General features: G+C 35.1%; 21 protein-coding genes and 1 riboswitch. Of the genes, 9 read left to right on the top strand and 12 right to left on the bottom strand.

The features are described 5' to 3' along the window. Positions 1 to 105 precede the first annotated feature (105 nt). The 3 genes from AC0NBN_RS05415 to lipA all read left to right on the top strand — a co-directional run bounded on the left by AC0NBN_RS05415 (position 106) and on the right by lipA (position 3,187). Entirely contained in the window at positions 106 to 1,446 is a 1,341-nt protein-coding gene (locus AC0NBN_RS05415; RefSeq protein WP_160812017.1) for an ATP-binding protein, read from the top strand. A gap of 297 nt (positions 1,447 to 1,743) precedes the next feature. Next, on the top strand, positions 1,744 to 2,115 hold the full coding sequence (locus AC0NBN_RS05410) for a septal ring lytic transglycosylase RlpA family protein (RefSeq protein ID WP_143884477.1): 372 nt from the start codon (positions 1,744 to 1,746) through the stop codon (positions 2,113 to 2,115). A gap of 205 nt (positions 2,116 to 2,320) precedes the next feature. Continuing rightward, the gene (gene lipA / locus AC0NBN_RS05405) at positions 2,321 to 3,187 is read left to right on the top strand and encodes a lipoyl synthase (RefSeq protein WP_160812016.1); all 867 of its coding nucleotides are present in this window, start codon (positions 2,321 to 2,323) and stop codon (positions 3,185 to 3,187) included. Positions 3,188 to 3,225: 38 nt separating this feature from the next. Here lipA and AC0NBN_RS05400 read toward each other — a convergent pair whose 3' ends face one another. Further along, entirely contained in the window at positions 3,226 to 3,621 is a 396-nt protein-coding gene (locus tag AC0NBN_RS05400) for a SpoIIAA family protein (RefSeq protein WP_160812015.1), read from the bottom strand. Positions 3,622 to 3,734: 113 nt separating this feature from the next. Here AC0NBN_RS05400 and AC0NBN_RS05395 point away from each other — a divergent pair, with 113 nt between their 5' ends. After that, a complete protein-coding gene (locus AC0NBN_RS05395) occupies positions 3,735 to 4,940 on the top strand; it encodes an FAD-dependent oxidoreductase (RefSeq protein WP_160812014.1) in 1,206 nt (401 codons plus the stop codon). 77 nt (positions 4,941 to 5,017) lie between these two features. Here the strand turns inward: AC0NBN_RS05395 and AC0NBN_RS05390 are convergent, their stop codons facing one another. The 6 genes from AC0NBN_RS05390 to AC0NBN_RS05365 all read right to left on the bottom strand — a co-directional run bounded on the left by AC0NBN_RS05390 (position 5,018) and on the right by AC0NBN_RS05365 (position 10,596). Continuing rightward, positions 5,018 to 6,214, bottom strand: coding sequence for a vWA domain-containing protein (locus tag AC0NBN_RS05390; RefSeq protein ID WP_160812013.1), 1,197 nt, complete (start codon positions 6,212 to 6,214; stop codon positions 5,018 to 5,020). A gap of 11 nt (positions 6,215 to 6,225) precedes the next feature. Continuing rightward, positions 6,226 to 6,900: an SIMPL domain-containing protein gene (locus AC0NBN_RS05385; protein WP_160812012.1), complete on the bottom strand. Its 675-nt coding sequence runs from the start codon at positions 6,898 to 6,900 to the stop codon at positions 6,226 to 6,228. Between the two features lie 203 nt (positions 6,901 to 7,103). Beyond that, a complete protein-coding gene (locus AC0NBN_RS05380) occupies positions 7,104 to 7,817 on the bottom strand; it encodes a 3-ketoacyl-ACP reductase (RefSeq protein ID WP_160812011.1) in 714 nt (237 codons plus the stop codon). Between the two features lie 98 nt (positions 7,818 to 7,915). Further along, entirely contained in the window at positions 7,916 to 9,226 is a 1,311-nt protein-coding gene (locus tag AC0NBN_RS05375; protein WP_143884470.1) for an ABC transporter permease, read from the bottom strand. Between the two features lie 3 nt (positions 9,227 to 9,229). Beyond that, a complete protein-coding gene (locus AC0NBN_RS05370; RefSeq protein ID WP_160812010.1) occupies positions 9,230 to 10,141 on the bottom strand; it encodes an ATP-binding cassette domain-containing protein in 912 nt (303 codons plus the stop codon). Between the two features lie 104 nt (positions 10,142 to 10,245). After that, a complete protein-coding gene (locus AC0NBN_RS05365; protein WP_143884468.1) occupies positions 10,246 to 10,596 on the bottom strand; it encodes a T9SS type A sorting domain-containing protein in 351 nt (116 codons plus the stop codon). Positions 10,597 to 10,715: 119 nt separating this feature from the next. Between AC0NBN_RS05365 and hemB the strand changes: the two genes are divergently transcribed. From hemB to AC0NBN_RS05350, 3 genes are all read left to right on the top strand, one after another. Continuing rightward, entirely contained in the window at positions 10,716 to 11,705 is a 990-nt protein-coding gene (gene hemB, locus AC0NBN_RS05360; RefSeq protein ID WP_160812009.1) for a porphobilinogen synthase, read from the top strand. Between the two features lie 148 nt (positions 11,706 to 11,853). Beyond that, positions 11,854 to 12,402, top strand: a complete 549-nt coding sequence (locus tag AC0NBN_RS05355; RefSeq protein WP_160812008.1) for an L-threonylcarbamoyladenylate synthase — start codon at positions 11,854 to 11,856, stop codon at positions 12,400 to 12,402. Between the two features lie 215 nt (positions 12,403 to 12,617). Further along, complete coding sequence (locus tag AC0NBN_RS05350; RefSeq protein WP_143884465.1) at positions 12,618 to 14,039, top strand: CCA tRNA nucleotidyltransferase; 1,422 nt, start codon at positions 12,618 to 12,620, stop codon at positions 14,037 to 14,039. Between the two features lie 69 nt (positions 14,040 to 14,108). Here the strand turns inward: AC0NBN_RS05350 and AC0NBN_RS05345 are convergent, their stop codons facing one another. Together AC0NBN_RS05345 and AC0NBN_RS05340 are read right to left on the bottom strand one after the other, a co-directional pair. After that, positions 14,109 to 15,152, bottom strand: a complete 1,044-nt coding sequence (locus AC0NBN_RS05345; protein ID WP_143884464.1) for a YncE family protein — start codon at positions 15,150 to 15,152, stop codon at positions 14,109 to 14,111. A 20-nt stretch (positions 15,153 to 15,172) separates the two neighbouring features. Further along, positions 15,173 to 17,002, bottom strand: a complete 1,830-nt coding sequence (locus AC0NBN_RS05340; RefSeq protein WP_143884463.1) for a TonB-dependent receptor plug domain-containing protein — start codon at positions 17,000 to 17,002, stop codon at positions 15,173 to 15,175. A 32-nt stretch (positions 17,003 to 17,034) separates the two neighbouring features. Beyond that, positions 17,035 to 17,213, bottom strand: a riboswitch (cobalamin riboswitch). A gap of 227 nt (positions 17,214 to 17,440) precedes the next feature. Here AC0NBN_RS05340 and AC0NBN_RS05335 point away from each other — a divergent pair. Further along, positions 17,441 to 18,238 carry a class I SAM-dependent methyltransferase gene (locus tag AC0NBN_RS05335; protein ID WP_185147329.1) on the top strand — a complete coding sequence of 266 codons (798 nt, stop codon included), beginning with the start codon at positions 17,441 to 17,443 and terminating at the stop codon, positions 18,236 to 18,238. 50 nt (positions 18,239 to 18,288) lie between these two features. On the opposite strand, the gene AC0NBN_RS05330 is transcribed toward AC0NBN_RS05335, so the two are convergent. The 3 genes from AC0NBN_RS05330 to AC0NBN_RS05320 form a co-directional block, all read right to left on the bottom strand. Next, complete coding sequence (locus AC0NBN_RS05330; RefSeq protein ID WP_143884461.1) at positions 18,289 to 18,531, bottom strand: YtxH domain-containing protein; 243 nt, start codon at positions 18,529 to 18,531, stop codon at positions 18,289 to 18,291. 102 nt (positions 18,532 to 18,633) lie between these two features. Next, positions 18,634 to 19,476, bottom strand: a complete 843-nt coding sequence (locus AC0NBN_RS05325) for an isoaspartyl peptidase/L-asparaginase (RefSeq protein WP_160812007.1) — start codon at positions 19,474 to 19,476, stop codon at positions 18,634 to 18,636. A gap of 54 nt (positions 19,477 to 19,530) precedes the next feature. Then, entirely contained in the window at positions 19,531 to 20,415 is an 885-nt protein-coding gene (locus tag AC0NBN_RS05320) for a cyanophycinase (protein ID WP_143884459.1), read from the bottom strand. A 203-nt stretch (positions 20,416 to 20,618) separates the two neighbouring features. Between AC0NBN_RS05320 and cphA the strand changes: the two genes are divergently transcribed. Then, entirely contained in the window at positions 20,619 to 23,246 is a 2,628-nt protein-coding gene (cphA, locus tag AC0NBN_RS05315) for a cyanophycin synthetase (protein WP_143884458.1), read from the top strand. Positions 23,247 to 23,259 lie beyond the last annotated feature (13 nt).

Genomic DNA, 23,259 nt, shown 5'->3' with positions numbered 1-23,259 from the left:
TGAAAACAGAGTTTAATATTTTTTTGAAATACAGCGTTTGATTTTTGTCTGAAGGTTTATATAATCACTAAAAATTCTTATTTTTAAATAATTAAAGATGATTATATGAAGTTAATACAGCTTGCAAAAGAACTGGATGTTTCTCCCGAAGCCATTAAACGTTTTATTCAGGATTTTGATCTGGTTTTAACAGATTGTATCTCTGCCAACTTTGAGGTTAAGGAAGATTTCGAAAAATTTATTCGGGAAAATGTTGATTTTCTAAAAGAATACGAGAAAGATTTAGACAAAAAGAAAACCGTTGAGCAGATTGCCGAGAAAATCAATCAGCCGAAAGAACAGATAGAAAAAGCCATAAAGGAAAAAAACATCTTCGATAATGGTTTTTACCGTTCCTCCGTTTCCAGCTACGGAATTGATAATAAATTAGGCGGAAACTATAAATTTGTCTACGATTATTTCGGAAATAAAACCAGTCTTCAGCAACGTGATTTTATTGGTTACAGAGATTTATTCTTTTATATTTCGAGTGTTCTGGAACCTTTTTTAAATCCTCAGCAAATCAAAGATTGGGGCATTAATAAACCTGCCGGAATTATTCTTTACGGACCTCCCGGAAGCGGAAAGATTTTCTGGGCAAATAAAATTGCAGAAATTATTAATTATGAGTTTAAGGAAATCAAAAAATATTATCTCGGAACTTCTTTTGTAGATGGAAATCAGACAAGCTTCAACGATTTTCTTTTAACCATGATGAAGAATGATCGTGTTTTGATGTTCCTTGAAGATTTTGATGAAATAATGATGCAGCGAAAGGCAGAAAAAGATGTTGCCTATGCTAATCTGGAAACTCAGGAAATAGTTTTGCATCACATTTCTAAGTTTGAAAGCGAAAATCTGCTGATGGTGGGCTCGGCAAACTCTGTTGCAGAAATTGATGAGGAAATACTTGCGCCCGGCAGATTTGATGTGATGATTCCCATTTTTCCGCCAAATGCAGCTGAAAGGGCAGAAATCATTTTGTTCCATATTACCAGAAATCTGGATAAAGATTCACTGCTTTATAAAATCCTGAAAAAAAATCATGCAGACAAAGTTCCGTTCTGGAGTGAAGTTGCCTCAAAAATGAAAGTATTCAGCAATACTATGCTGATAGACTTTACGCAAAGTCTTAAGAAAAGAATTAAAAATGCTTATCAACGTACCAGAAATGAAAATCTTATCATAGATGAAACTCTTCTTCATGGTGCTTTGAGGGATGCTGCTGCCAAACTTACACAGGAATATCTTAATCTGGTTGCAAGATTTTTAACTGATGTTGTAATCAATAATTTTGATGATTTTCAGAAAAGAGTTCAGGATATAAAAACAGAGCTTCAAACATATCAGGTAGTGGAGGAACCCAGAAGAGCTATCGGTTTTCAAAGTAAACAAGAGAAAGACTAATAATATGCCTTAGAATTACCATAGCTTTAAGGAATGTTATAATCGTTATAAGATATTGATTTTTAAATGTTTATAGTTTGTTAAGTTGGTGAATATTGATGATTTTCGTTAATTATGTTAACTTTTAAGGGTTTTTTTTAACATTTTTTAACAACATCTCTTAAGTTGCCTGTTTATAGGTATTTATAAATATATTTAACTTTTATTTTGCATTTTGTTAACATTTGTTAACATTTAAAATAGGCGGATAAAAAGTTTCATTATACTTTTGCCTCGTCAAACAAGTAAAAGTTCAAAATGATGAAAAGATTCATTCTCGTAATCATAATGATGATTTCAACCTTCGGTATTTATTCTTTCAAATATGATGCCGCAGAAGCGAAGAAAACAAGTTATGCATCGTACTACCACGATAAGTTTAACGGTAGAAAAACAGCCAGCGGAGATGTTTTTGATAATTCAAAACTCACTGCAGCACACAGAACGATTCCTTTTGGAACTGAAGTAAAAGTTACCAATCTGAATAATGGAAAAGAGGTGATAGTGGTGATTAATGATAGAGGACCTTTCCATTCGTCAAGGGCATTAGATATGTCTAAGGCGGCGTTCGATGAGATCGGAGATATGGACCACGGTACCATTCCGGTTGAATTTGAAATTGTCGATTAATTTATGATTTAAATTAAAAAAAATAGGTCTCAATTATTGGGACCTATTTTTTTTACAGAAACTTTTCTTTTTAATAAACTTGTTCTGTTTATTGTATTTTCAACTTGTTGCCATGTATATATTTATGTTGATATAGTTTTTCATCAATCATCATCTTTGATGGTTTCGATAAAAAAATCACTAACTTTGAAGTTCAATTTTAGAAATGGAAAATTTATTACAGGATACAACCGTTCAAAAGCCAAAATGGATCAGAGTAAAACTTCCGACAGGAAAAAATTACCGTGAACTCCGAACTTTGGTTGATAAATATAAATTAAACACCATTTGTCAAAGCGGAAGCTGCCCTAATATGGGAGAATGTTGGGGCGAAGGCACTGCAACATTTATGATTCTTGGGAATATCTGTACAAGGAGCTGCGGATTCTGCGGCGTAAAAACAGGAAAACCTCTTGATGTAAACTGGGATGAGCCGGAAAAAGTGGCAAGATCTATTAAGCTGATGAAAATAAAACATGCAGTGCTTACATCGGTAGATCGTGATGATCTGAAAGATATGGGATCTATACTTTGGGCCGAAACAGTGAATGCTGTAAGAAGAATTTCTCCGGGAACAACTATGGAAACTCTTATTCCCGATTTTCAGGGGATTACAAAACATATCGACCGATTGGTTGATGTAGCTCCCGAAGTGATTTCTCACAATATGGAAACAGTAAAAAGACTTACCAGAGAAGTAAGAATTCAGGCAAAATATGAGAGAAGTCTTGATGTATTGAAATATCTAAAAGAAGCCGGACAAAGGCGTACGAAGACAGGAGTAATGCTTGGTTTGGGAGAAACGAAAGATGAGGTTTTTCAGACCATTGAAGACATTAGAAATGCTGATGTGGATGTTATTACTTTAGGACAATATCTTCAGCCGACGAAAAAGCATTTACCGGTAAAAAGATTCATTACTCCGGAAGAATTTGATGAGTTGGGAGATTTTGCGAGAAGTTTAGGATTCAGACATGTGGAAAGCTCACCTTTGGTAAGAAGTTCTTATCACGCAGAAAAGCATATTCACTAAAAATAATGACAGCTCAGAAATTTTCTGAGCTGTTTTGTTTATACTGCTGATGTTTCTGTTTCTACTTCATTTCCGTTTTGACACCAAAATAATGCGTTATATAGATTCTTTTTAGGGAAAGATTTGAATTCTCCCGGCATCAGTACACTAAAAATTTCTGTGAAATTCTGAACGCCTTCTTTATCCGTTACGATGGCAGCCCGGTTCCATCTTGTAAGGTTTTTAATTCCCAGTAAAGCATCCTGAAGCCATGCTCCTGCGGTAAAATTACCAAGGTCGGTATCTAAATACAGCAAATAATTAAGTTCATTAAACTGCTCTACCTTTTTCTTCACACGCGGAATTACAATATTTTCGAAATCTTCTTTGGTTATTTCTCCTGTAGCGCAGAATGCAGCTACGTTTTCCGGTGCATCATTAATAATTGTGATCATAATTTAAATTTTAAATGGTGTATGATAGATTAATTTATCAATAATTAAACCATAATTATATATTAACACAGTTTAAGGCGCAATTATTGATAAGTCTCTGAAAAATATTTTTTATGAACCTTAAATCTAACGAACCTTTTTGGCTGATAAAAAATGGTTTGGTATCTTCTTATCCATCGCTGAAATCAGACGAAATATGTGATGTACTCATCATTGGCGGAGGAATTACAGGGAGTCTTATTGCTCATCAGATGATTAAAGATGGCTATAATACTATTTTGATTGATAAAAGGGAAGTGTGCAACGGCAGTACTGCTGCAACCACTTCAATGCTTCAGTACGAAATTGATACTCCGCTTTACAAATTAATAGAACTGATTGGTGAGAAGGGTGCCGTAGAAAGTTACAAAGCCTGTTCAAAAGCAATAGATCAGCTGGAAAAGCTTACGAAGGAAATTAAATCACGGGCGGGCTTCAGGAAAAAGCAGTCACTTTACTATGCTTCTAAAAAAAAAGATGTAAAATGGCTGGAAAAAGAGTTTGAAATCAGGAAAAAAGCAGGTTTTGAAGTCTCGTGGCTTGGAAGTGAAGACGTAGAAGATAGGTTTGGCTTTCAGAATACATACGGAGCTATTCTGTCTAAGCAAGGCGCAAGTATTGATGCATTTAAATTTGCACATGAACTGCTGAGATTTAATGTGAAAAAAGGTCTTAAAGTTTATGATAAAACAGAAATGAAATCTGTAAAATATCTGAGAGATCATAATTTAGCCCTAACAACAGAAGGATTCAATATTAAAGCAAAAAAAATCATTTATTGTGTTGGCTATGAAAGCAGTATGATGATTAAGGAGCATTTTGTAAATCTAAAGGTTACGTATGCCGTTGTTTCTGAAATAGATCAGGATCAGTTTAAAAATATAGAAAACACATTAGTCTGGAATACAGATACTCCTTATATGTACATGCGTTCCACAGATGACAACCGGCTTTTGATAGGAGGGGGTGATGAAGATTTTTCTAATCCTGAAAAGAGAGATTCACTACTGAATAAAAAGGAGAAAGAGATTCTAAGGATATTAAAAAAGATTAAACCAGATTATCCTTTTTACACGGATTTCGTGTGGGCAGGAACCTTTGGCGAGACAAAAGACGGGCTTCCTTACATTGGAACTCACGGAAATTTTAAAAATTCATATTTTGTTTTAGGCTTTGGCGGAAACGGAATTACCTTTTCGGTGACCGGAATGGAAATGGCTTCGGCATATTTAAAGAACAAAAAACATCATCTCACAGAATATTTCAAATTTGGAAGATAAATTACTATATAAATGTTTCGAGGTTCGGCGAAGCCGAACCTCGAAACTGATAAACAATATTAACCTTAAGTAAGGTATTAAAAACTATATCCGTTTTTCCTTGCAATTTCGGCAATAGATTGCTCAATTGCTTTCACCAGATCATCGGTGTCTGAATTTCCTCTTTTTTTCATCTCCAGATCTATAAATTCCTGTCTTTTTTTAGCTAAAATCTCAATCTCTTTTTGAATTTTTTCCCGCTCTGAAGCTTTTTGAGCAACAATTTTTGTAATTTCAGCTTTAGTTTTACCTTTCAGTTCAGAAGGCAGTTCCTCTTCTTTTATGGATGAAATATAGGCTTTGTCTTTTTCAACTTTATCCACCAGATCCCAATGATCATTTTTGTATGCATTTTTTTTAGATTTGCTTACAACTCTCTCTACAGCATTTGATGAAGACAGCGATTCAGCATTTACATCCTGCAAAGTTTGTTTATTTTTCATTTCATACCCGCGATTTCCGTAAGAAATATAAGTGTCATTAAGCTGAGAGTTATATTGGGAAATTTTTATGTCATAAGGTGTTTCAATATAAATAACCTTCTGATTGCTGTCAATATTGAAATATCTGCCGTTCCCCAGGTTTGCTCCATTTTGCCAGAAACTTCTGATTCCTTCTTCTCTGTTTCCGCAAAAAATAGTGTTGGTATAGATATTTTTATTTTTGGCTTGAGTAACAGCATCTTTATAATTGATATTTCCCTGATCGAAAGGCTCATTTCCGGCAATGTAAATCAGTTTCATGCTCTTTTCATTTCCGTCCCATTTAAGATTATTGGCTGCATCCCGAATGGCCGCTCCGCAATATTCACTTCCGCCGTTGGTTCTTAATGCGAAAAGCTTTTCAGAAACAAGATCCAGATCCTGTGTAAGAGGCGTAATCTGTCTTATGTAGTTTTCATCCTGCAATCCGTCATTTCCGTATTCATAAAGAGAAATTTCTATCTGAGGAGATTTTCCGTTATATTTTAAAGTAGTTAAAGTATTGACGATATTCCAAAGCCTTGATTTTGCCTGATCAATCAGACCATCCATACTGTTGGAAGTATCAAGAAGTAAAGCCACCTGAATTTTATTATCCTTTGAAATCTCTATCGGTTTTGGGAACTCTTCGCTTTTACTTTCTGTTACATTTGTTGCAATCGTTTTGTTACTGCGTTGATTATCGGATAATTTTCCTGTACTTAAAAGAGCAGCCACACCGGCTGTAATTGTTAAAATTTTTAAAGTATTCATGTCATTTGCTTTTAAAGAATCTCATATTTTGTTTTGATGCTGTACTTAAGCTTGATGTTTTCGATATTCTCAAACGAATAGTCAACAACTTGGTCTGCGATTTCCAGCTGTATATTTGCTATTTTACTTTTATATGCGACAGGAAGAACAGAATCACTCATATAATCTTCAATCTCAATGATTTCAATTGCATCTCCTGTTTTTTTGCTGATGCTCCCTAAAAGATAATCTGCTTTTTCCTTAGCTGATTTTAATGCATTAATTTTAACTGCTTTTCTGAAATCTGCAATTTTTGTGTTTTTAACTTCAGCAATATTCAGGTTGCTTACCCATTTCTGGTTCAGATCTTCAAAAAGCTTGCTTATATTGGTTTTAGCATTTGCTTTAAACTGAAAACTTTTGGTAAATTTTGTTGTTTTTGAATATAAGTTCTGATGCATTGACTTAAACTTGATGTCTTCATTTTTCACACCACTTTTTTTAAGGGTTTCAAATAAAAGCTTTTCATTGTCTGCCAATTGATTTTTGTTTTCGGCCTTGATTCCGATATTGAAAACAATTTCATCCGGCTCTACTTCCATTTCTGCAACTCCTGTTACTTCGATGAAGTTTTTCTTTATTTCCTGCGCATTCATTAGACTTCCTGCAGCGAAAATTCCTGCTAATAAAAGATGTTTCAGTTTCATAATGTTTATTATTTAAATTTCTAAAGTAAAATTACCACGAATGAAAGCTGAAATTTTGAACACTTGGTGAACGGATGTTTTCACTTGGTGAAGGTCAGAGAATAAAAAAAGACAACTCGTGAGAATTGTCTTTTATATTGAATAATGGATATTGTATGAAACAATACATCTTTTATAAAGATGCAAAGTAGAAATATAATTCTCTACGGATTAGTAGAAAAGATAGAACCATTGGCGATCATTGCTCTTTTGTTCATTTTAAGAATATCTCTTACCCATTCTGCAAAATCTTCCGGTTGAAGTACTTTTTCCGGATTTCCGTCGGTAAGACCTCCCTGAATCGACATGTCTGATGCAATAGTACTTGGTGTTAGAGTGATGACTCTTATATTCTGTTTTCTCCATTCTGCCATCATAGACTGTGAAAGTGAAATTACAGCAGCTTTAGAAGCAGCATAAGCAGACATGTTGGGACCACCTTTCAGACCTGCAGTTGATGCAACATTGATAATGTCACCCTGTCCTTTTTCTTTCATATAAGGATATACTGTCTTTGCAGCATAATAAACTCCGAAAAGATTGGTCTTTATTACCTGTTCCCAGGTTTCTGTCGGCATTTCTTCAATAGAACCAAAATCACCGATTCCTGCATTATTGATCAGAATATCTACACCGCCCAGCTGTTGAGCTAAAGAGTCTAATCCTGCTTTTACCTGAATTTCGTTATCCATACTGAAAACTGCATAATGTGCATTTACACCCAGTTTCTGGATCTCGTCCACCGTCATTTTCAGGTTTTCTTCATTTCTTCCTGTGATTCCGATATTTACACCTTCGCTTGCAAGAATCAAAGCAACTGCTTTTCCCAAACCTCTTCCACCTCCTGTAATGATGGCATTTTTACCCTGTATTTTCATTAATAATAATTTTACAGAACAAATTTACGTAAGATTAATTTTAATTATGTTAAATGAAAAATCAATTTATCAATTGAGCTTAAAAGTATTTTCAATTATTAGTTTTTTATCCATTTCCAAAGCTCTTTCATTGTTGCCTTGTTTCCATACATCAAAATTCCGACACGGTAAATTTTACCTGCAAGGAAAATCATAAAAACAGTAGTTCCTAAAAGAAGAGCAATAGAAAGTGCAATTTCCCACGCCGGAACACCAAAAGGAATTCTTGCGATCATTGCGACAGGAGAAGTAAACGGAATCATAGACATCCAGAATCCTACCGGACCGTCTGGATTATTCAGAATAGAAAAACTTCCGTACATTCCTAAAGTAAGAGGTAAAATTGCAAATAAAGTAAATTGCTGTGTTTCAGTTTCGTTATCTACAGCCGATCCGATAGCGGCATATACAGAACTGTAGAAGATATATCCTAACAGAAAATAAACAATAAAAACAAAAATGATCAGCGGGAAATTCAGTTCCAGCAGACCATGAGAAATCTGCGTGGCAATCTGAGGAATATCCAGTTTGCTGAGAACTGTTTCATCTCCGCCGGGAATATTTTTCTGAATAGAATTGAAGCCTGTATTTAAAATAAGCGCACCAACAACCGACATAGAAATCCAGACAATAAACTGGGTAAGAGCAACCATTGTTACACCCAGAATTTTTCCCATCATCAGTTCAAAAGGCTTTACCGATGAAATGATAATTTCTACCACGCGGTTATTTTTTTCTTCCAAAACGCTTCGCATAACGCGCACACCGTAGATGATGATAAACATAAATGTAACATACATAAGGATCATGCTCAGTCCGCTTTTGATCCCTACTGCAAGATCAGAATCTTCTTGATTGTTCTCAGAAACATTAATGGTTTTCAGGCTAAAGCTTTTATCAAGATTTTTTAGCTGGCTTTCCTGTATTCCCAGCTTTTTTATTTTCTCTTTTTTGATTACGTCAGTAATGTCTGAAACAATTCGCTGCTTCGTATCAAACCCGATTTTTGTATTGATTACAAGGCGGGTGTTTTTTTCAAGATCATCAAAATTATTTGTCGTTAAAGCAGGTAAAACCAAAATTCCGTCAAGATTTTCGTTGCCTTTTAAAGTTTTGATTTTTGACTGTTCTTCGGCTGAAGATATAAATTCATAGTTGATTTTATCATCAGACTTCAATTGGTCTTTAAAAAGTCCGCTGTTGTCCACTACCTGTATTGCCACATGAGACTCATTGGCTTTAAACATCATCCCGATGACCGTCCCAAAAGCAATAATCATCAATGGAGCTAAAAGAGTAAGTATAATGAAAGATTTTTTCTTAACCTGCGTAAGAAATTCTCTTTTGGTAATTAAAAAAATATTATTCATAATCTAAGAATGATTGCTTACGGCATTAATAAATACTTCGTTCATGCTTGGAATTTTCTCATCAAACGATCTTACTTTGCCTACATTGATAAGATCCGATAAAATAAGATTCTGATCGTTTTCATTCTTCAAATCAAATGAAACAAGCTTATTTTCATTGCTAATATTAAATATTTCGTACCTGTCTTTAAAATAATTAAACTGCTGCTCATTCACATCAGATAAAGTTACTCCGAAAATATTCTTTTTGAATTTTTCGCGAACATCAAAGACTCTTCCGTCAATAATTTTCTTAGAATTGTTGATTAAAGCTACATAATCACACATTTGCTCTACACTTTCCATTCTGTGGGTAGAGAGAATGATGGTAGTACCATTATTCTTGAGCTCAATAATCTGATCTTTGATAAGATTTGCGTTTACAGGATCAAATCCTGAAAATGGCTCATCCAGAATCAAAAGATGAGGTCTGTGAAGCACCGTAACAACAAACTGTATTTTCTGAGCCATCCCTTTGGAAAGTTCAGACAGCTTTTTCTTCCACCATTGATCAATGTGAAGTTTTTCAAACCATTTTTTAGCTTCGTTTAGAGCATCGTTTTTTTTCATTCCTTTTAGCTCACCGAAATATAGAATCTGATCTCCGACACTCATATTTTTATAAAGTCCTCTTTCTTCAGGCATATAGCCAATATCTTTGATGTGTTCGGGATTTAGTTTTTGTCCGTTGATTAAAACTTCTCCTGAATCTGCCTGTGTAATCTGATTAATGATTCTGATAAAAGAGGTTTTTCCGGCTCCGTTAGGTCCCAGAAGTCCATAAATGCTTCCTTTGGGAACATGGATGCTAAAATCATCCAAAGCAGTTTTTATTCCTGCATTGTAAGTTTTAGTAATGTTTTCAGCTTTTAACATGCAATTGTTTTTACAATTAGTTTAAAAATAATCCGAAAGTTACGGAATAATTGAAAAAAATATTGCCAAAAGAAAAAATCCTGATGATTATCAGGATTTAAGTTTTATTGTTTCACTATTTGGGTAACCTTTTGGGTATTATCACTCAGAATATATCTGATGAGATATTTCCCGGGCTTCAGTTTTTGGATATTAATCTCTGCGCTATTGCTGTTGATATTGTAACTCGCAACCTGTGTTCCTAAAATAGAGTAAAAGCTTACATTTTTTATTTTTAAAGAGGCATCTTTAGCTTTCACCATCAGAAAATCTTTAGCAGGATTAGGATATGCCGTAAGCACACCATCATCCGACTTCTGGGATAGTGACGAAGGCTCTCTTGTCTGAGCTTTTGCTCCGTCGGAAAAAGCGACAGAAGCATTGATTAATATAATTAAAAGTAAAAATTTTCTCATCAACAAATAATTTGCTTAAATATTACTAACAAAAATAATATATTCTATAATACAATGCAACAGTTTTTTGCTTAAGTTGTATTAAATTTGCAATAAATTATTCAAAAAGTATTCCAAAAATGATATATTCTAGAAACAGAAGGCTGAGAGTAAACGAGTCTGTGAGAAGTTTAGTAAGAGAATGCAGTCTTTCTGTCAATGATTTTGTAATGCCTGTTTTTGTGATGGAAGGTGAAAATAAAGAAGAAGCCATTCCTTCAATGCCGGGAATTTTCAGAAGAAGCATTGATCTTACGGTAAAAGAATGCAGAGAACTCTTTTCTTTAGGTGTAAAAGCCGTTAATCTTTATATGAAAGTTTCTGAAAATCTAAAAGATAATACCGGAAAAGAAGCCTGGAATAAAGACGGACTTATGCAGAATACCATTAAAGCGATTAAAGATGCTGTTCCCGGAATGATCGTAATGCCAGATGTTGCTTTAGATCCTTATTCTATATATGGTCATGACGGAATTATAGAAAACGGAAAAATTGTAAACGATGCTACCAATGATGCTTTGGCAAGAATGGCAGTTTCGCAGGCTGAAGCAGGAGCTGATATTGTGGCACCGAGTGATATGATGGATGGCAGAGTTTTGACTATCCGTGAAGCTTTGGAAGAAAACGGTTTTCAGGATGTTGGTATTCTGAGTTATGCCGCAAAATATGCAAGTTCATTTTATGGGCCTTTCAGAAGTGCATTAGATAGTGCACCAAAAGATACGATGGAAATTCCTAAGGATAAGAAAACATATCAGATGGATTTTCACAATTCCCGTGAAGCCCTTAATGAAGTTTTCAAAGATGTAGAAGAGGGAGCAGACATTATTATGATCAAACCCGGACTTCCGTATCTGGATATTGTTTCTAAAGTTCGTGAAGCGATTGATCTGCCTATTGCGGTTTATAATGTAAGCGGAGAATATGCAATGTTAAAAGCGGCTGTCCAAAACGGCTGGCTTGATAATGATAAAGCGATTATTGAAAGCCTTACGTGCTTTAAAAGAGCCGGAGCTGACATGATTTTCACCTATGCTGCAAAAGAAGCGGCAATGATTCTGAGTCAATAAAGAAAGCTGAAAGAATAAAAATCCTTAGAAAATATCTAAGGATTTTTTTAATTTATATTTCAAATATCTTATAACATTGATTTTGTACAGTAAATCATCTTCCATCAAGAAACCGTAAATTTGCTTTAATTTACTACAAAAGATCTTTATGGAACAAATCATAAAAATACTTCAGTCGGGCGGAACGATACTCTATCCTACAGATACCATCTGGGGCATTGGCTGTGATGCAACAAATGTTGAGGCAGTCAAAAAAATTTTTGAGATAAAAAAAAGGGAAAAAAATAAGTCGATGATTATTCTCGTCGAGTCTGAAAAAAGGCTGCAGGATCTGGTAGATGTTCCGGAAATGGCTTGGGAAATCATTGATCTCAGCGAAAAACCGGTTACCATCGTTTACGAAAATCCCAGAGGATTACCCAAAGAATTATTGGCAGAAGATGGCAGCATAGGAATTCGCCTTGTAAAAAATGATTTTTGCAAAAAGCTTATTTCCAGACTCAACAAACCTTTGGTTTCTACTTCTGCAAATTTCAGCGGCGACAAAAGTCCGTTGCAATTTTCTGATATTTCTCCCGAAATGATTAGTCTTGTAGATTATGCGGTAGAGGAAGACAGAGAAAAAGTTTCAAAATATTCAGGCTCATCTGTTATAAAGATCTGGAATAATAACCGCATTAAAGTTTTAAGAGAATAATGATTTCAGCAAAAGCTTTCGAGGCGTAATCATCAACTGTCTTTTGTAGTTTTTGCCTTAAATGGTTATCTTTGCCATCCTAAAACCATTAAGAAACCGGAGATTTAGTTAAAAACTATCTAAGATTTCTTAGTGGTTATATATTTGATGAAGGCTTTTTAATTAAAAATATCTGAAGTCAATATCTGCAGTCAAAAAATTTAACATCCAAAAAAATGTTCATTAATCTAGCTCAAAATAAAAATCTTACACTTTTTAAGCTCATTTCTGAAGCTGCATCACAGAATAATCAGTCGGTTTATATTGTCGGAGGATATGTGCGTGATCTGCTTATGAAAAGAAAAGCTTCTACCGATATTGATTTTGTTACTGAGCAGAGCGGAATTGAACTTGCTCAAAATGTAGGAAAAGAAATTGATCCTAAAATGAAGGTTTCGGTCTTTAAAACTTACGGAACAGCGATGATCCGCTATAAAGATCTGGAACTTGAATTTGTTGGAGCCAGAAAGGAAAGCTATACTGAAAACAGCCGCAAGCCCGAAGTAGAAGGCGGAACAATTGAAGATGACCAGAAAAGACGTGATTTTACCATTAATGCAATGGCAATTTCACTTAACAAGAATAATTTTGGTGAATTGATTGATCCTTTCAACGGAATGGAAGATTTAAAGAATGGAATCTTGAAGACGCCGCTTGAGCCTGAACAAACCTATTCGGATGATCCGCTGAGAATGATGAGAGCCATCAGGTTTGCCTCTACTTTAGAATTTCAGATTGAAGAAAATTCGCTGAATGCCATCAAACAGGAAGCAGAAAGAATCAAAATTGTTTCTATGGAAAGAATTATGGTGGAATTTAATAAAATTATGCTTTCCAGAAAACCGTCTGTGGGGCTAAAATTAATGGCGGAAGTTGGCTTAATGAAAATTATTATCCCCGAACTGATTGATTTAAAAGGAGTAGAAGAAGTAGAAGGACAGACTCATAAAGATAATTTTTATCACACTCTGGAAGTTGTTGATAACATTTCTGAAAATACTGATAATCTGTGGCTGCGATGGTCTGCTTTGCTTCACGATATAGGAAAAGCGCCTACCAAAAAATTTGTGGAAGGAATAGGCTGGACTTTTCACGGGCATGAATTTTTAGGGTCAAAAATGGTAAAAAATCTTTTTCAGCGATTAAAACTGCCATTGGGAAATGATATGAAATATGTTCAGAAAATGGTGAAACTTTCTTCCAGACCCATAGCTCTGATTACAGATGATGCTTCAGATTCTGCATTGAGAAGACTGCTTTTTGATGCAGGTGAAGATATTGAAGATCTTTTTACGCTTTGCAAAGCTGACATTACCACCAAAAACTCCAGAAAACAGGAGAAATTTAAAAAGAATTTTGAATATGTTGCGGTAAAAATAAAAGAGGTTGAGGAAAAAGATCAGGTAAGAAATTTTCAGCCGCCTATTTCAGGTGAAGAAATTATGATGATGTTTAATCTGCAGCCGGGACGTGAAATTGGTATTTTAAAGGAGAAAGTAAAGGAAGCTATTCTGGAAGGTGAAATTGCCAATAACAGTGAAGAAGCCCGGAATTTTGTGATTTCAGAAGCTGGGAAGTTAGGTTTGAAATTAGCTTAGAAGTTTGGTCATAAAATAAATTCGGCGGCATCTTTGATGCCGCCGAACTTGTTAAAAGACGTTTTACAATTAGTTAGAATAAACTCCGTTTGCGCCCATTCCGACAGTAAATTTCTTGATTAAAGTTCCTGATGTGGTGTACACATTCATTTCACTTGCCTGAGAAAATCCTTTCACATCAGAAGTGAAAATTCTTCCGTCCATTACATTGAATCCGTATAAAGTATAATACTGTCCGCCGTCAACTGCTGTAATGATAGGAGCAGTAGGAGCAGCTGTTGCATTCAAATCCATAGAATAGATTTTGTTTGCTGAGCTGAAGAAGAATTTTCCACCATCAATCTGCAGATTGGTTGCATTGGGAATATTGGTCAATGTTATATTCTTTGTAATGGTACCTGCAGGGGAAATTTCATAAAGGTAAGAATTGGCAGTTCCTTCTGCAATTACATACACATTGTTGTTATAAGCAATTGTTTTGTTGATGTTTCCGTTGGGAACAGGGATAGGTGTGCCGTCAATTTCGTTGGTTGTGGTATTAATTTTAGTAAGTGTATTTCCAAAGCCGTAAGTGGCATTTTGCACGAAAATATTTCCACCTGCTGATACAACTCTTTCCGCAGTATCAGAAAACGTGATTTTTTTCACAAAAGACAGATCTGAAGTTTTATAAACACTTACATATTTAGCACCTAAATACTGATCATTAGAAACATACAGCATATTATTAGCAGCTGCCATGTAACGAGGCTGATTGATCTCGCTGGTAATAGTCCCGATTTTTTTGAATGTATAACGGTTGACAACCTGAATTTTATTGGAATTGTTCAATAATAAAAATGCTTTATCTCCGCTGACTACCATGGTTTGAAGAACGTCTCCCAGATTTTCGTTATTGTTGTTCGCTTTGTAAATGTCATTTTGAAGGAGATTCAGATCTTTTGTAACGAAACTAACTTCGGCATTCGGCTGTCCGTAATTTCCTTCATTAGTAATGAAATATCCGTTTTGGTAACTAATTTCGGTTATGGTTTCTTCGTATTCTGAGGTACAGGAAAGTGAAAAAAACAGTACGAACCCGCAAATAATCTGTAGTAATTTGTTAAATTTCATAAGTATATATTTTAAATATTTTAAAAATTAATTGTTGCATAAGCGCTGTAGTTTCTTTTAGGCATAAAATAATACGCTACCGTTTCGTAGATGGTATTGATAATATTATTCACTCTTAATCCTATAGTGTATTTTTTTGCTAATGTTGCCGAAGCTCCTGCATTCATTACAAAATATGGGTAGATTGCATATTTTTTACTTTCATCGGAAGTGGTGTAAGTCAGTCCGTTAAACAATCCCTGTGCGTATATTTTCACAAAATCATATTCATAATCAATATTGGCAGAAAACTTATGCAGCGGAACATACATGAGCTGTTTGTGTGTTTCCAAATCAGTAGATTTTGCGTAGATATATCCTGCGGTTAATCTTAATTGATGATGATTCAGTTTTTTTTGATACATCAATTGGGATTCTAAACCATAAGATTCTACTTTTTGAGTGTTAAATGCAGACCAATAACCAAAAGGTGTCGGAAGCCAGCGGATCATCTGGTCGATTTTCATGTAATACGGACTTACTTTCAGCGTAAAATCAAAGACTTTAAGCTCATGAGTCATATCAGTTTGAATGGAAGTTTCAGGTTTCAGGTTGAGGTTTCCGCCTTGTTCCCAGTATAAATCATTAAATGAGGGAAATCTGAAGTTTTTTGAAAAATTCATTGTAAGCCGATACCATTTGTTTGCATTCCATTTCCCTGAAAAAGAATATAAAAACGGCGAATTGATATCCTCTACAAAATCCTGCTTTGCACCAGCTTCAAAAGAAAATTTTGGTGAAATAAAATATCTTAATAATACCGCAGCAGAACCAACATTTCTGCTTACGTTTGCAATTCCTGATTTATATCCTTCTCCTTTGTTATGCTGAAATTCTCCAATAAAGTTAAGATTCAGTTTTGGGATGATATAGAAATTAAAATCATTTTTTACAATATAATTTTTCCCTGTTCCGCCGCTGGTTTCAGGGGCTTTTTCAATCCCGAAATATTGAAAATTTTCCTCAGTGTATGCTGCTTTCAGACTGTTGGATATTTTTTTGTGATTGAAATCCCAGGCAAGCAGACTTCTTACAGTCTGAGATTCATATTTTGTACGGTTTCCGTTATCTTCAAAAACCGGATAGTTCTGTACAGCGTTATACCATTGGCTTTGCCAAGAGACTGCATTTTTTTTGGAAATCCTGTATGAAGCTCCGATATTGAAGGTGGTATTGTAAAATTTCCCGTTTCGGTTGATATAATTTTCTTCCTCTACCTGATAATTGTTTTCGCTAATCAGATAATTTCCGGAAACTTTAAAACTAAATCGGTCATTGCTGAAAGATACTTTTGCCAGGTTATTATAGGTATCAAACGAGCCAAGTTCAGAATGAATCACTCCGTTAAATCCTTTGTTAAAACTCAGCTCATTATTAAGGTGAATACTTCCGCCAATAGCACCGCTTCCATAGATCACACTTCCGCCACCGGATTTTATTTCCAATTGGTCATATCCGAAAAGTGCAATATTGTTTACATCACCTTGTCCGAGAAACTGAGAATTGATATTGATTCCGTTCCATACAAATGCAGTCTGTTGTGCGGTAGTTCCTCTGAATGAAGGTGAGGAAACAGCTCCACGACCATTTTCTTTAATGTAAACTGGAGACTGAAATCGTAAAACTTCAGATAAATTAGAAGAGTTTTTTTGAATATCTGATGCAGTTAATGTAGTAACCTCATGAAAAAGTTTAGCCTTTTTCATCTGATTATCAAAAATGTAAACCGTATCAATTGGGGTTTCCTGACCGAAATACAGGTCCAGACAGAAAAACGCAGAAACGAAGACGAATGATTTCTTTAAACTCATAATACATTTGCCTTTCCTCCGAAAGCAATTCTTTTTATATTTAAATTCTGGCAGGTCTCCTGACTTTCGTTTTTCTGCACCTTCCCGTTGTACACAGTGGTTTTTTGCAGAAAATTTTTTATACGATTTACAGTTGCGGGGACAGTCTGGGATTTTCGCCCAATTCCCTCTTAGTTCCAATCTCTTGGAAACCAAAATTTTTGCAAAGATAAGTTTTTAAATGAATTTGGCAAATGAGGTAGTACACATATTAAAGAGTTTTTTGTTACAAAACATCTGTCAATAGAATATTTAGTACATTTATCATTTAATACTCTTTACCGCAGTTTAAAAAGTGTATAAATGACTTTGTCAGATTAAATAAATGATATAAAGCTTATTAATAAAAATTAAATTTCGTTTTATCAAATTAAATGATGAATAACTAAATCAATATCTATGGAAAATTATCTCGAAATCAATAAAAACTCATGGAATGCAAAGGTAGAAACGCACCTTCAATCTGATTTTTATTTTGTTGATGAATTTATAAAAGGACGTACTTCTTTAAATTCAATAGAACTGGAACTTTTAGATGATCTTAAAGGCAAATCTGTTTTGCATCTTCAATGTCATTTTGGACAGGATTCCATTTCACTTTCAAGAATGGGAGCAAAAGTCACGGCGGTAGATTTGTCTGATAAGGCCATTGAGGCAGGAATAAGTCTAGCTGAAAAATGCCATGAAAAAGTTGAATTTATTTGTTCTGATGTTTATGAATTACCCAATATTCTGCATGAAAAATTTGATGTTGTTTATACCAGCTACGGAACTATTGGTTGGCTGCCCGATCTTGAAAAATGGGCAAATGTGGTTTCGCATTTTTTGAAACCAGACGGACATTTTATCATGGCGGAGTTTCATCCTGTGGTTTGGATGTATGATGATGATTTTACAGAAGTATCTTATAATTATTTTAATGAAAAACCAATCTCAGAGACGTATGAGGGAACTTACGCAGATTTTTCTGCCGATATTGTTCAGGATTATGTAATGTGGAATCATTCTTTATCTGAAGTTTTACAGAATTTAATCAGCAAAAATTTAGAAATCAAAACTTTTAAGGAGTTCGACTGGTCTCCTTATCCTTGTTTCAAACATATTGAAGAATTTGAAAAAGGAAAATGGCGCACTAAAAGATTTGGAAATAAAATTCCTATGGTTTATTCTATTAAAGCACAAAAAAAGTCATCGTGATGATGACTTTCTTTGTATATGAATGTTTTGAATAATATATATGTCGCTTTTTAAATGTTGGAAGCTGTATCTTCTACTTTTGTTTTAGCTTCGTCCATTTTATTTTGTGCCTGAGAAACAACTTCATTGGCTTTATCTTTTAAATCATTTCCCCACTTGTTGATATTATCTTTCGCATTATTGATTTTGTCTTTTACAGCTTGTTGTTCTTCAGGAGTAGATTTTTTATACTTCCAGTAAGCTAATGCACCTAGTCCTAATAAAGCTAAAAGTCCGCTTGTTTTATTTCCCATGATTTCTGATTTTTAAAATGTTATAATATTAAATTTGTTAATATTAAGTATGTAAAATACGTGCCAAAAAACCAGAAGACAGTAATAAAAATATGTTAATTTTTATTCAAAAATCTCAAAATCAGTTCCGTCGAAACTTGCGAAAACCATTGTGGGATGAGAATCCTGATGAAAAATATTTCCGTTTTTATCAATTGCGATAGCACCTGCAAAACCGTCGATGAGCTTTAATTCGGAGAATGTTTTACCGAAAGCATCTTTTAAGCTTAAACCGTCTGTTACACGAGTTACTATTTTAGCTGCCGTTGCATTGCTTACAATATCTTCACCCACACCGGTACAGCTTACTGCACAAAATTCATTGGCATAATTTCCTGCTACAGTAGCAGAATCTGAAATTCTTCCGGGAATTTCAAAGCCTTTTCCGCCTGTTGAGGTTGCCACAGCAAGTCTGCCATCTTTATCCAAAGCTACACATCCAACAGTTCCTTTTCCGCCATTTTGCAGTTTTGCCTCATACTCGCTTCTGCGTTGTGGTATTTCTGTAGAAAAATTTTCAAAACCATGTTCGGAAGCATATTTTTTAGCTCCGATTCCTCCCAGAACTCTATCTTCTTCTTTCATTAATTCCTGAGCAACAAAAACAGGATTTTTTACATCTTCAATATTGATAACACCGCTCATTTTCTGGGTGCTTCCGTCCATTAAGGCAGCACTCATTCTTATGATGCCGTCACTTTGAATCTGTGAGCCTATTCCTGCATTATACAGTTCGTCATCTTCTAAAAGCGAAACTGCAAAAGCAACCGTTTCTACAGCCGAATGATTTTTTAGATAGTCAAAAGATTTTTCAGCAATATCTTTCAAAGAGTTTTGCTTGGCGATTTTGGTATCCTTGCTTTGGTCGCTTTCGGAAAAAAATCCGCCGTGTATGATGATTTTCATAATGTAGTCTGATAAGATGATAATTGATAAGCTGTTATTAATCAATAATTGCTTTTAAGTTTGTGGAATCGGGTTAAACTGAGAATTTTCAATCGTTAATGTTTTTGTCTTCAGGTCATAGTGATCATTCATAGACATTACATGAACGGTAAGATTATCAATTGAAATAGGCTCTCCAAGATTAATATTGGTAAGATTGGTATCTTTTATGAATCTTCCGTCAACAATGATCACAAGTCCGGATCCCACTGCAGTCATGACATCGTTATGAATAAAAAGACCCGTATCTTCCCCAAGACCAATTCCCAAAGTTCTCGGATTGCTTACGACAGCCTGAAAAAGCCGTCCTATTCTTCCTCTCTGAACGAAATGCGTATCAACGATGACATTATCAATAAGACCTAATCCCTGCGTTGTTTTTATTTCTCCTTTCAGCAAAGCTTCAGAACTGCTTCCTTGGTATATCATGTTTTCGGAAGCTGCTGCTGCACCTGCGGAAGTTCCGGAGTAGATAAAATCCTGCTCCTGATATTTCAGCAAAATAGCATCGTGAAATCTTGTCCCGCCAAGGATAGAAGTCAGTCTGAGCTGATCACCGCCCGTAAACATTACCACATCTGCTGCGTTGGCTCTTGCTACAATAGCGTCAGAATTGGCTTCTTCACGGTTATGAATATCCAGAATATTTACATTCTTAGCTCCCAAAAATTCAAAAGCTTTCTTGTATTCTGCTCCTACGATTTGGGGAATCTGTGAAGCGGTAGTTATCACTTCAATAATAGAATTTTCTTTGTTTTTAGATTCAGTAATGATTTTTCTTAGAATTCCTCTTTCGAAAAAGTTAAGATTTTTTTCAACATTCTGATCGTAATCTGTTTCGGTAAAGCTGCCTTTATTCACCGCTCCGCCGATAATAATTAATTTTCCAACAGGTTTCATGCTTACAAAAGTAGAAAATTATTCATTGTTGATGAAATTTAATAAAGTTTTTTAAAGTAATTAGTTTGATTTTAAAGATCTTAACTATTAAATATTTTTTTTCATAAATCTTCAACGGTGGTACGTATTTTTTTCATGTTTTGCATTATCTTTGATTTGAAATGATGTATTTATTAATTAGAAAAAATTATTTGAGCTAAACTATGAAAATTGAAAAAATACAGGCGCTTCGCGGTCCGAATATCTGGAGTATAAGAAGAAAAAAGCTGATCCAGATGAGACTGGATCTTGAGGAGATGGAAAATTTTCCTACCAATAAAATTGATGGTTTCAGAGAAAGAATAGAAAAGCTTCTGCCCTCGCTTATCAGCCATCGCTGTTCAGAAGGCGTTAAAGGCGGTTTTTTTCACAGAATAGAAACCGGAACATGGATGGGACATGTTATTGAGCACATTGCTCTCGAAATTCAGACTCTTGCAGGAATGGATACCGGTTTTGGACGAACCCGGGAAACAAAAACTCCGGGTGTTTACAATGTTGTATTTGATTATATAGAAGAAAATGCCGGAATTTACGCAGCCGAACAGTCTGTTGCCATTGCCGAAGCTCTTATTGAAAATAGAGAATACGATATTAATGCCTGTATTCAAAAGCTTAAGGAAATCAGAGAACGTGTCAGATTGGGACCTTCTACAGGAAGTATCGTAGAAGAGGCAGTTTCCAGAAAAATTCCCTGGATAAGATTGGGAAGTAATTCATTGGTGCAATTAGGATACGGTGTTAATCAACAGCGTTTTCAGGCAACAATTACAGGGAAAACCAGTTCTATTGCCGTAGATATTGCGTGCAATAAAGAACTTACAAAAAGAATGCTTCATGATGCTGCTATACCTGTTCCGATGGGAGATTTGGTAATAGATGAGGACGGATTAAGAAATGTTATCAGAAAGATTGGTTTTCCTGTGGTGATCAAGCCTTTAGACGGCAATCACGGAAAAGGGTCTTCTATTAATGTAAATGATTTTGACTCTGCATTAATTGGTCTGGAGCATGCTCAGAAATATTCTAAAAAAGTAATTGTAGAAAAATATATTACAGGCTACGATTTCAGAGTTTTGGTCATCAACAACAAAATGGTGGCTGCCGCAAGAAGAGTTCCTGCTCATGTGGTAGGAGATGGTGAGTCTAATATTCAAATCCTTATTGATAAAGAAAATCAGGATCCTAGAAGGGGATATGGTCATGAAAATGTCCTAACAGAAATCAATGTTGATAAAGACACGCTGGAATTATTGGAAAAGCTTCAGTATACGCTGGAAACAGTTCCTCAAAAAGGAGAGGTCGTTTATCTGAAATCCACAGCGAATCTTTCTACAGGCGGAACTTCTATTGATGTAACCGACATGGTACATCCTGAAAATATCACAATGGCAGAAAGGATCTCGAAAATTATCGGGCTTGATGTATGTGGAATTGACATCATGGCGGAAAATCTGACGCAGCCATTGAAAGAAAGCGGCGGTGCTATTATTGAAGTTAATGCGGCACCTGGTTTCAGAATGCACCTTGCACCGAGCGAAGGACTGCCAAGAAATGTCGCTGCTCCTGTTGTTGATATGCTTTATCCGCCGGGAAGACCTTTTACTATTCCTATTATTGCAGTAACGGGAACTAACGGAAAAACAACCACAACCCGACTTATTGCCCATATCGTTAAAAGTAACGGCTACAGAGTAGGATTCACAACTTCTGACGGAATTTACATACAGAATACGATGCTGACAAAAGGAGATACAACTGGTCCTATTTCAGCTGAATTTATTTTAAAAGATCCAACGGTGGAATTTGCTGTCCTGGAAACTGCAAGAGGAGGGATTCTTCGTTCGGGCTTAGGTTTCGGACAATGTGATATCGGTGTATTAACCAATATTAAAGAAGATCATTTAGGAATGAATGATATTCACAATCTTAAAGATCTTACAAGGGTAAAAAGGGTAGTGCTTGACAGCGTGAAGAAAAACGGATGGAGTGTAATGAATGCTGATGATGAATATTCTATGCGGATCATCAATGACTTACCGAGTCAAGTGGCTATTTTTAGTCTGGACGAAAATAATGAGCATATCAAAAAATTTGCAAAAGAGGGAAGGACTACCTGTGTTTATGAAGAAGGTTTTGTGACCATCAAAAAAGGTGACTGGAAAATAAGAATCGGAAAGGCTAAAGATTTTCCTATTACAATGGAAGGTAAGGCTAAATTCATGATTTCTAATATTTTAGCAGCGAGTTTAGCATGTTATCTGTATGGTTTTGGAATTGAGGATATTTCCAACTCTCTGCGCACTTTTATTCCCAGTGCACAGCTTACACCCGGAAGACTGAATGTTTTTAAATTTAAAAACTTTAAAGTTTTAATTGATTTTGCCCATAATCCTGCAGGTTATGAAGCTATTGAAGATTATCTGAAAAATGTAGAGTCAACTAAAAAGATAGGAATCATTTCCGGAGTGGGTGACAGAAGAGATGAAGACATTAAACTTTGCGGAAAAATTGCCGGAAGAATGTTTGATTATATCATCATCCGTAACGAAAAACATCTGCGCGGAAGAACGGAAGATGAGATCAACGGTCTGATTATAGACGGTATTCAGCAATCAGGTCGAGATGTAAGCTATGAGATTATTCCAAAAGAAATTGAAGCACTAAAACATGCAATGAGTATGGCTGAAGAAGGAACTTTCATCACCGCGTTGAGTGATGTTATTTCGAATGCTATTGATCTGGTACAGGATTATCAGGCAAGAGAATTGCTTGAAGATGGCAAGATTTAATTAAAAATAAAAG

The sequence above is a fragment of the Chryseobacterium sp. L12 genome, from assembly GCF_056133985.1.
This window is presented reverse-complemented; position numbering and strand designations above follow the sequence as displayed.

Excerpts from the sequence above, each read along its gene's own strand:
- AC0NBN_RS05350 (WP_143884465.1), top strand. The coding sequence starts at position 12,618 with ATGTTCATTAATCTAGCTCAAAATAAAAATCTTACACTTTTTAAGCTC.
- AC0NBN_RS05345 (WP_143884464.1), bottom strand. The coding sequence starts at position 15,152 with ATGAAATTTAACAAATTACTACAGATTATTTGCGGGTTCGTACTGTTT.
- AC0NBN_RS05320 (WP_143884459.1), bottom strand. The coding sequence starts at position 20,415 with ATGAAACCTGTTGGAAAATTAATTATTATCGGCGGAGCGGTGAATAAA.
- AC0NBN_RS05370 (WP_160812010.1), bottom strand. The coding sequence starts at position 10,141 with ATGTTAAAAGCTGAAAACATTACTAAAACTTACAATGCAGGAATAAAA.
- AC0NBN_RS05395 (WP_160812014.1), top strand. The coding sequence starts at position 3,735 with ATGAACCTTAAATCTAACGAACCTTTTTGGCTGATAAAAAATGGTTTG.
- AC0NBN_RS05325 (WP_160812007.1), bottom strand. The coding sequence starts at position 19,476 with ATGAAAATCATCATACACGGCGGATTTTTTTCCGAAAGCGACCAAAGC.
- AC0NBN_RS05330 (WP_143884461.1), bottom strand. The coding sequence starts at position 18,531 with ATGGGAAATAAAACAAGCGGACTTTTAGCTTTATTAGGACTAGGTGCA.
- hemB (WP_160812009.1), top strand. The coding sequence starts at position 10,716 with ATGATATATTCTAGAAACAGAAGGCTGAGAGTAAACGAGTCTGTGAGA.
- AC0NBN_RS05355 (WP_160812008.1), top strand. The coding sequence starts at position 11,854 with ATGGAACAAATCATAAAAATACTTCAGTCGGGCGGAACGATACTCTAT.
- cphA (WP_143884458.1), top strand. The coding sequence starts at position 20,619 with ATGAAAATTGAAAAAATACAGGCGCTTCGCGGTCCGAATATCTGGAGT.
- AC0NBN_RS05335 (WP_185147329.1), top strand. The coding sequence starts at position 17,441 with ATGGAAAATTATCTCGAAATCAATAAAAACTCATGGAATGCAAAGGTA.
- AC0NBN_RS05375 (WP_143884470.1), bottom strand. The coding sequence starts at position 9,226 with ATGAATAATATTTTTTTAATTACCAAAAGAGAATTTCTTACGCAGGTT.
- AC0NBN_RS05365 (WP_143884468.1), bottom strand. The coding sequence starts at position 10,596 with ATGAGAAAATTTTTACTTTTAATTATATTAATCAATGCTTCTGTCGCT.
- AC0NBN_RS05340 (WP_143884463.1), bottom strand. The coding sequence starts at position 17,002 with ATGAGTTTAAAGAAATCATTCGTCTTCGTTTCTGCGTTTTTCTGTCTG.
- AC0NBN_RS05410 (WP_143884477.1), top strand. The coding sequence starts at position 1,744 with ATGATGAAAAGATTCATTCTCGTAATCATAATGATGATTTCAACCTTC.
- AC0NBN_RS05415 (WP_160812017.1), top strand. The coding sequence starts at position 106 with ATGAAGTTAATACAGCTTGCAAAAGAACTGGATGTTTCTCCCGAAGCC.
- lipA (WP_160812016.1), top strand. The coding sequence starts at position 2,321 with ATGGAAAATTTATTACAGGATACAACCGTTCAAAAGCCAAAATGGATC.
- AC0NBN_RS05380 (WP_160812011.1), bottom strand. The coding sequence starts at position 7,817 with ATGAAAATACAGGGTAAAAATGCCATCATTACAGGAGGTGGAAGAGGT.
- AC0NBN_RS05385 (WP_160812012.1), bottom strand. The coding sequence starts at position 6,900 with ATGAAACTGAAACATCTTTTATTAGCAGGAATTTTCGCTGCAGGAAGT.
- AC0NBN_RS05400 (WP_160812015.1), bottom strand. The coding sequence starts at position 3,621 with ATGATCACAATTATTAATGATGCACCGGAAAACGTAGCTGCATTCTGC.
- AC0NBN_RS05390 (WP_160812013.1), bottom strand. The coding sequence starts at position 6,214 with ATGAATACTTTAAAAATTTTAACAATTACAGCCGGTGTGGCTGCTCTT.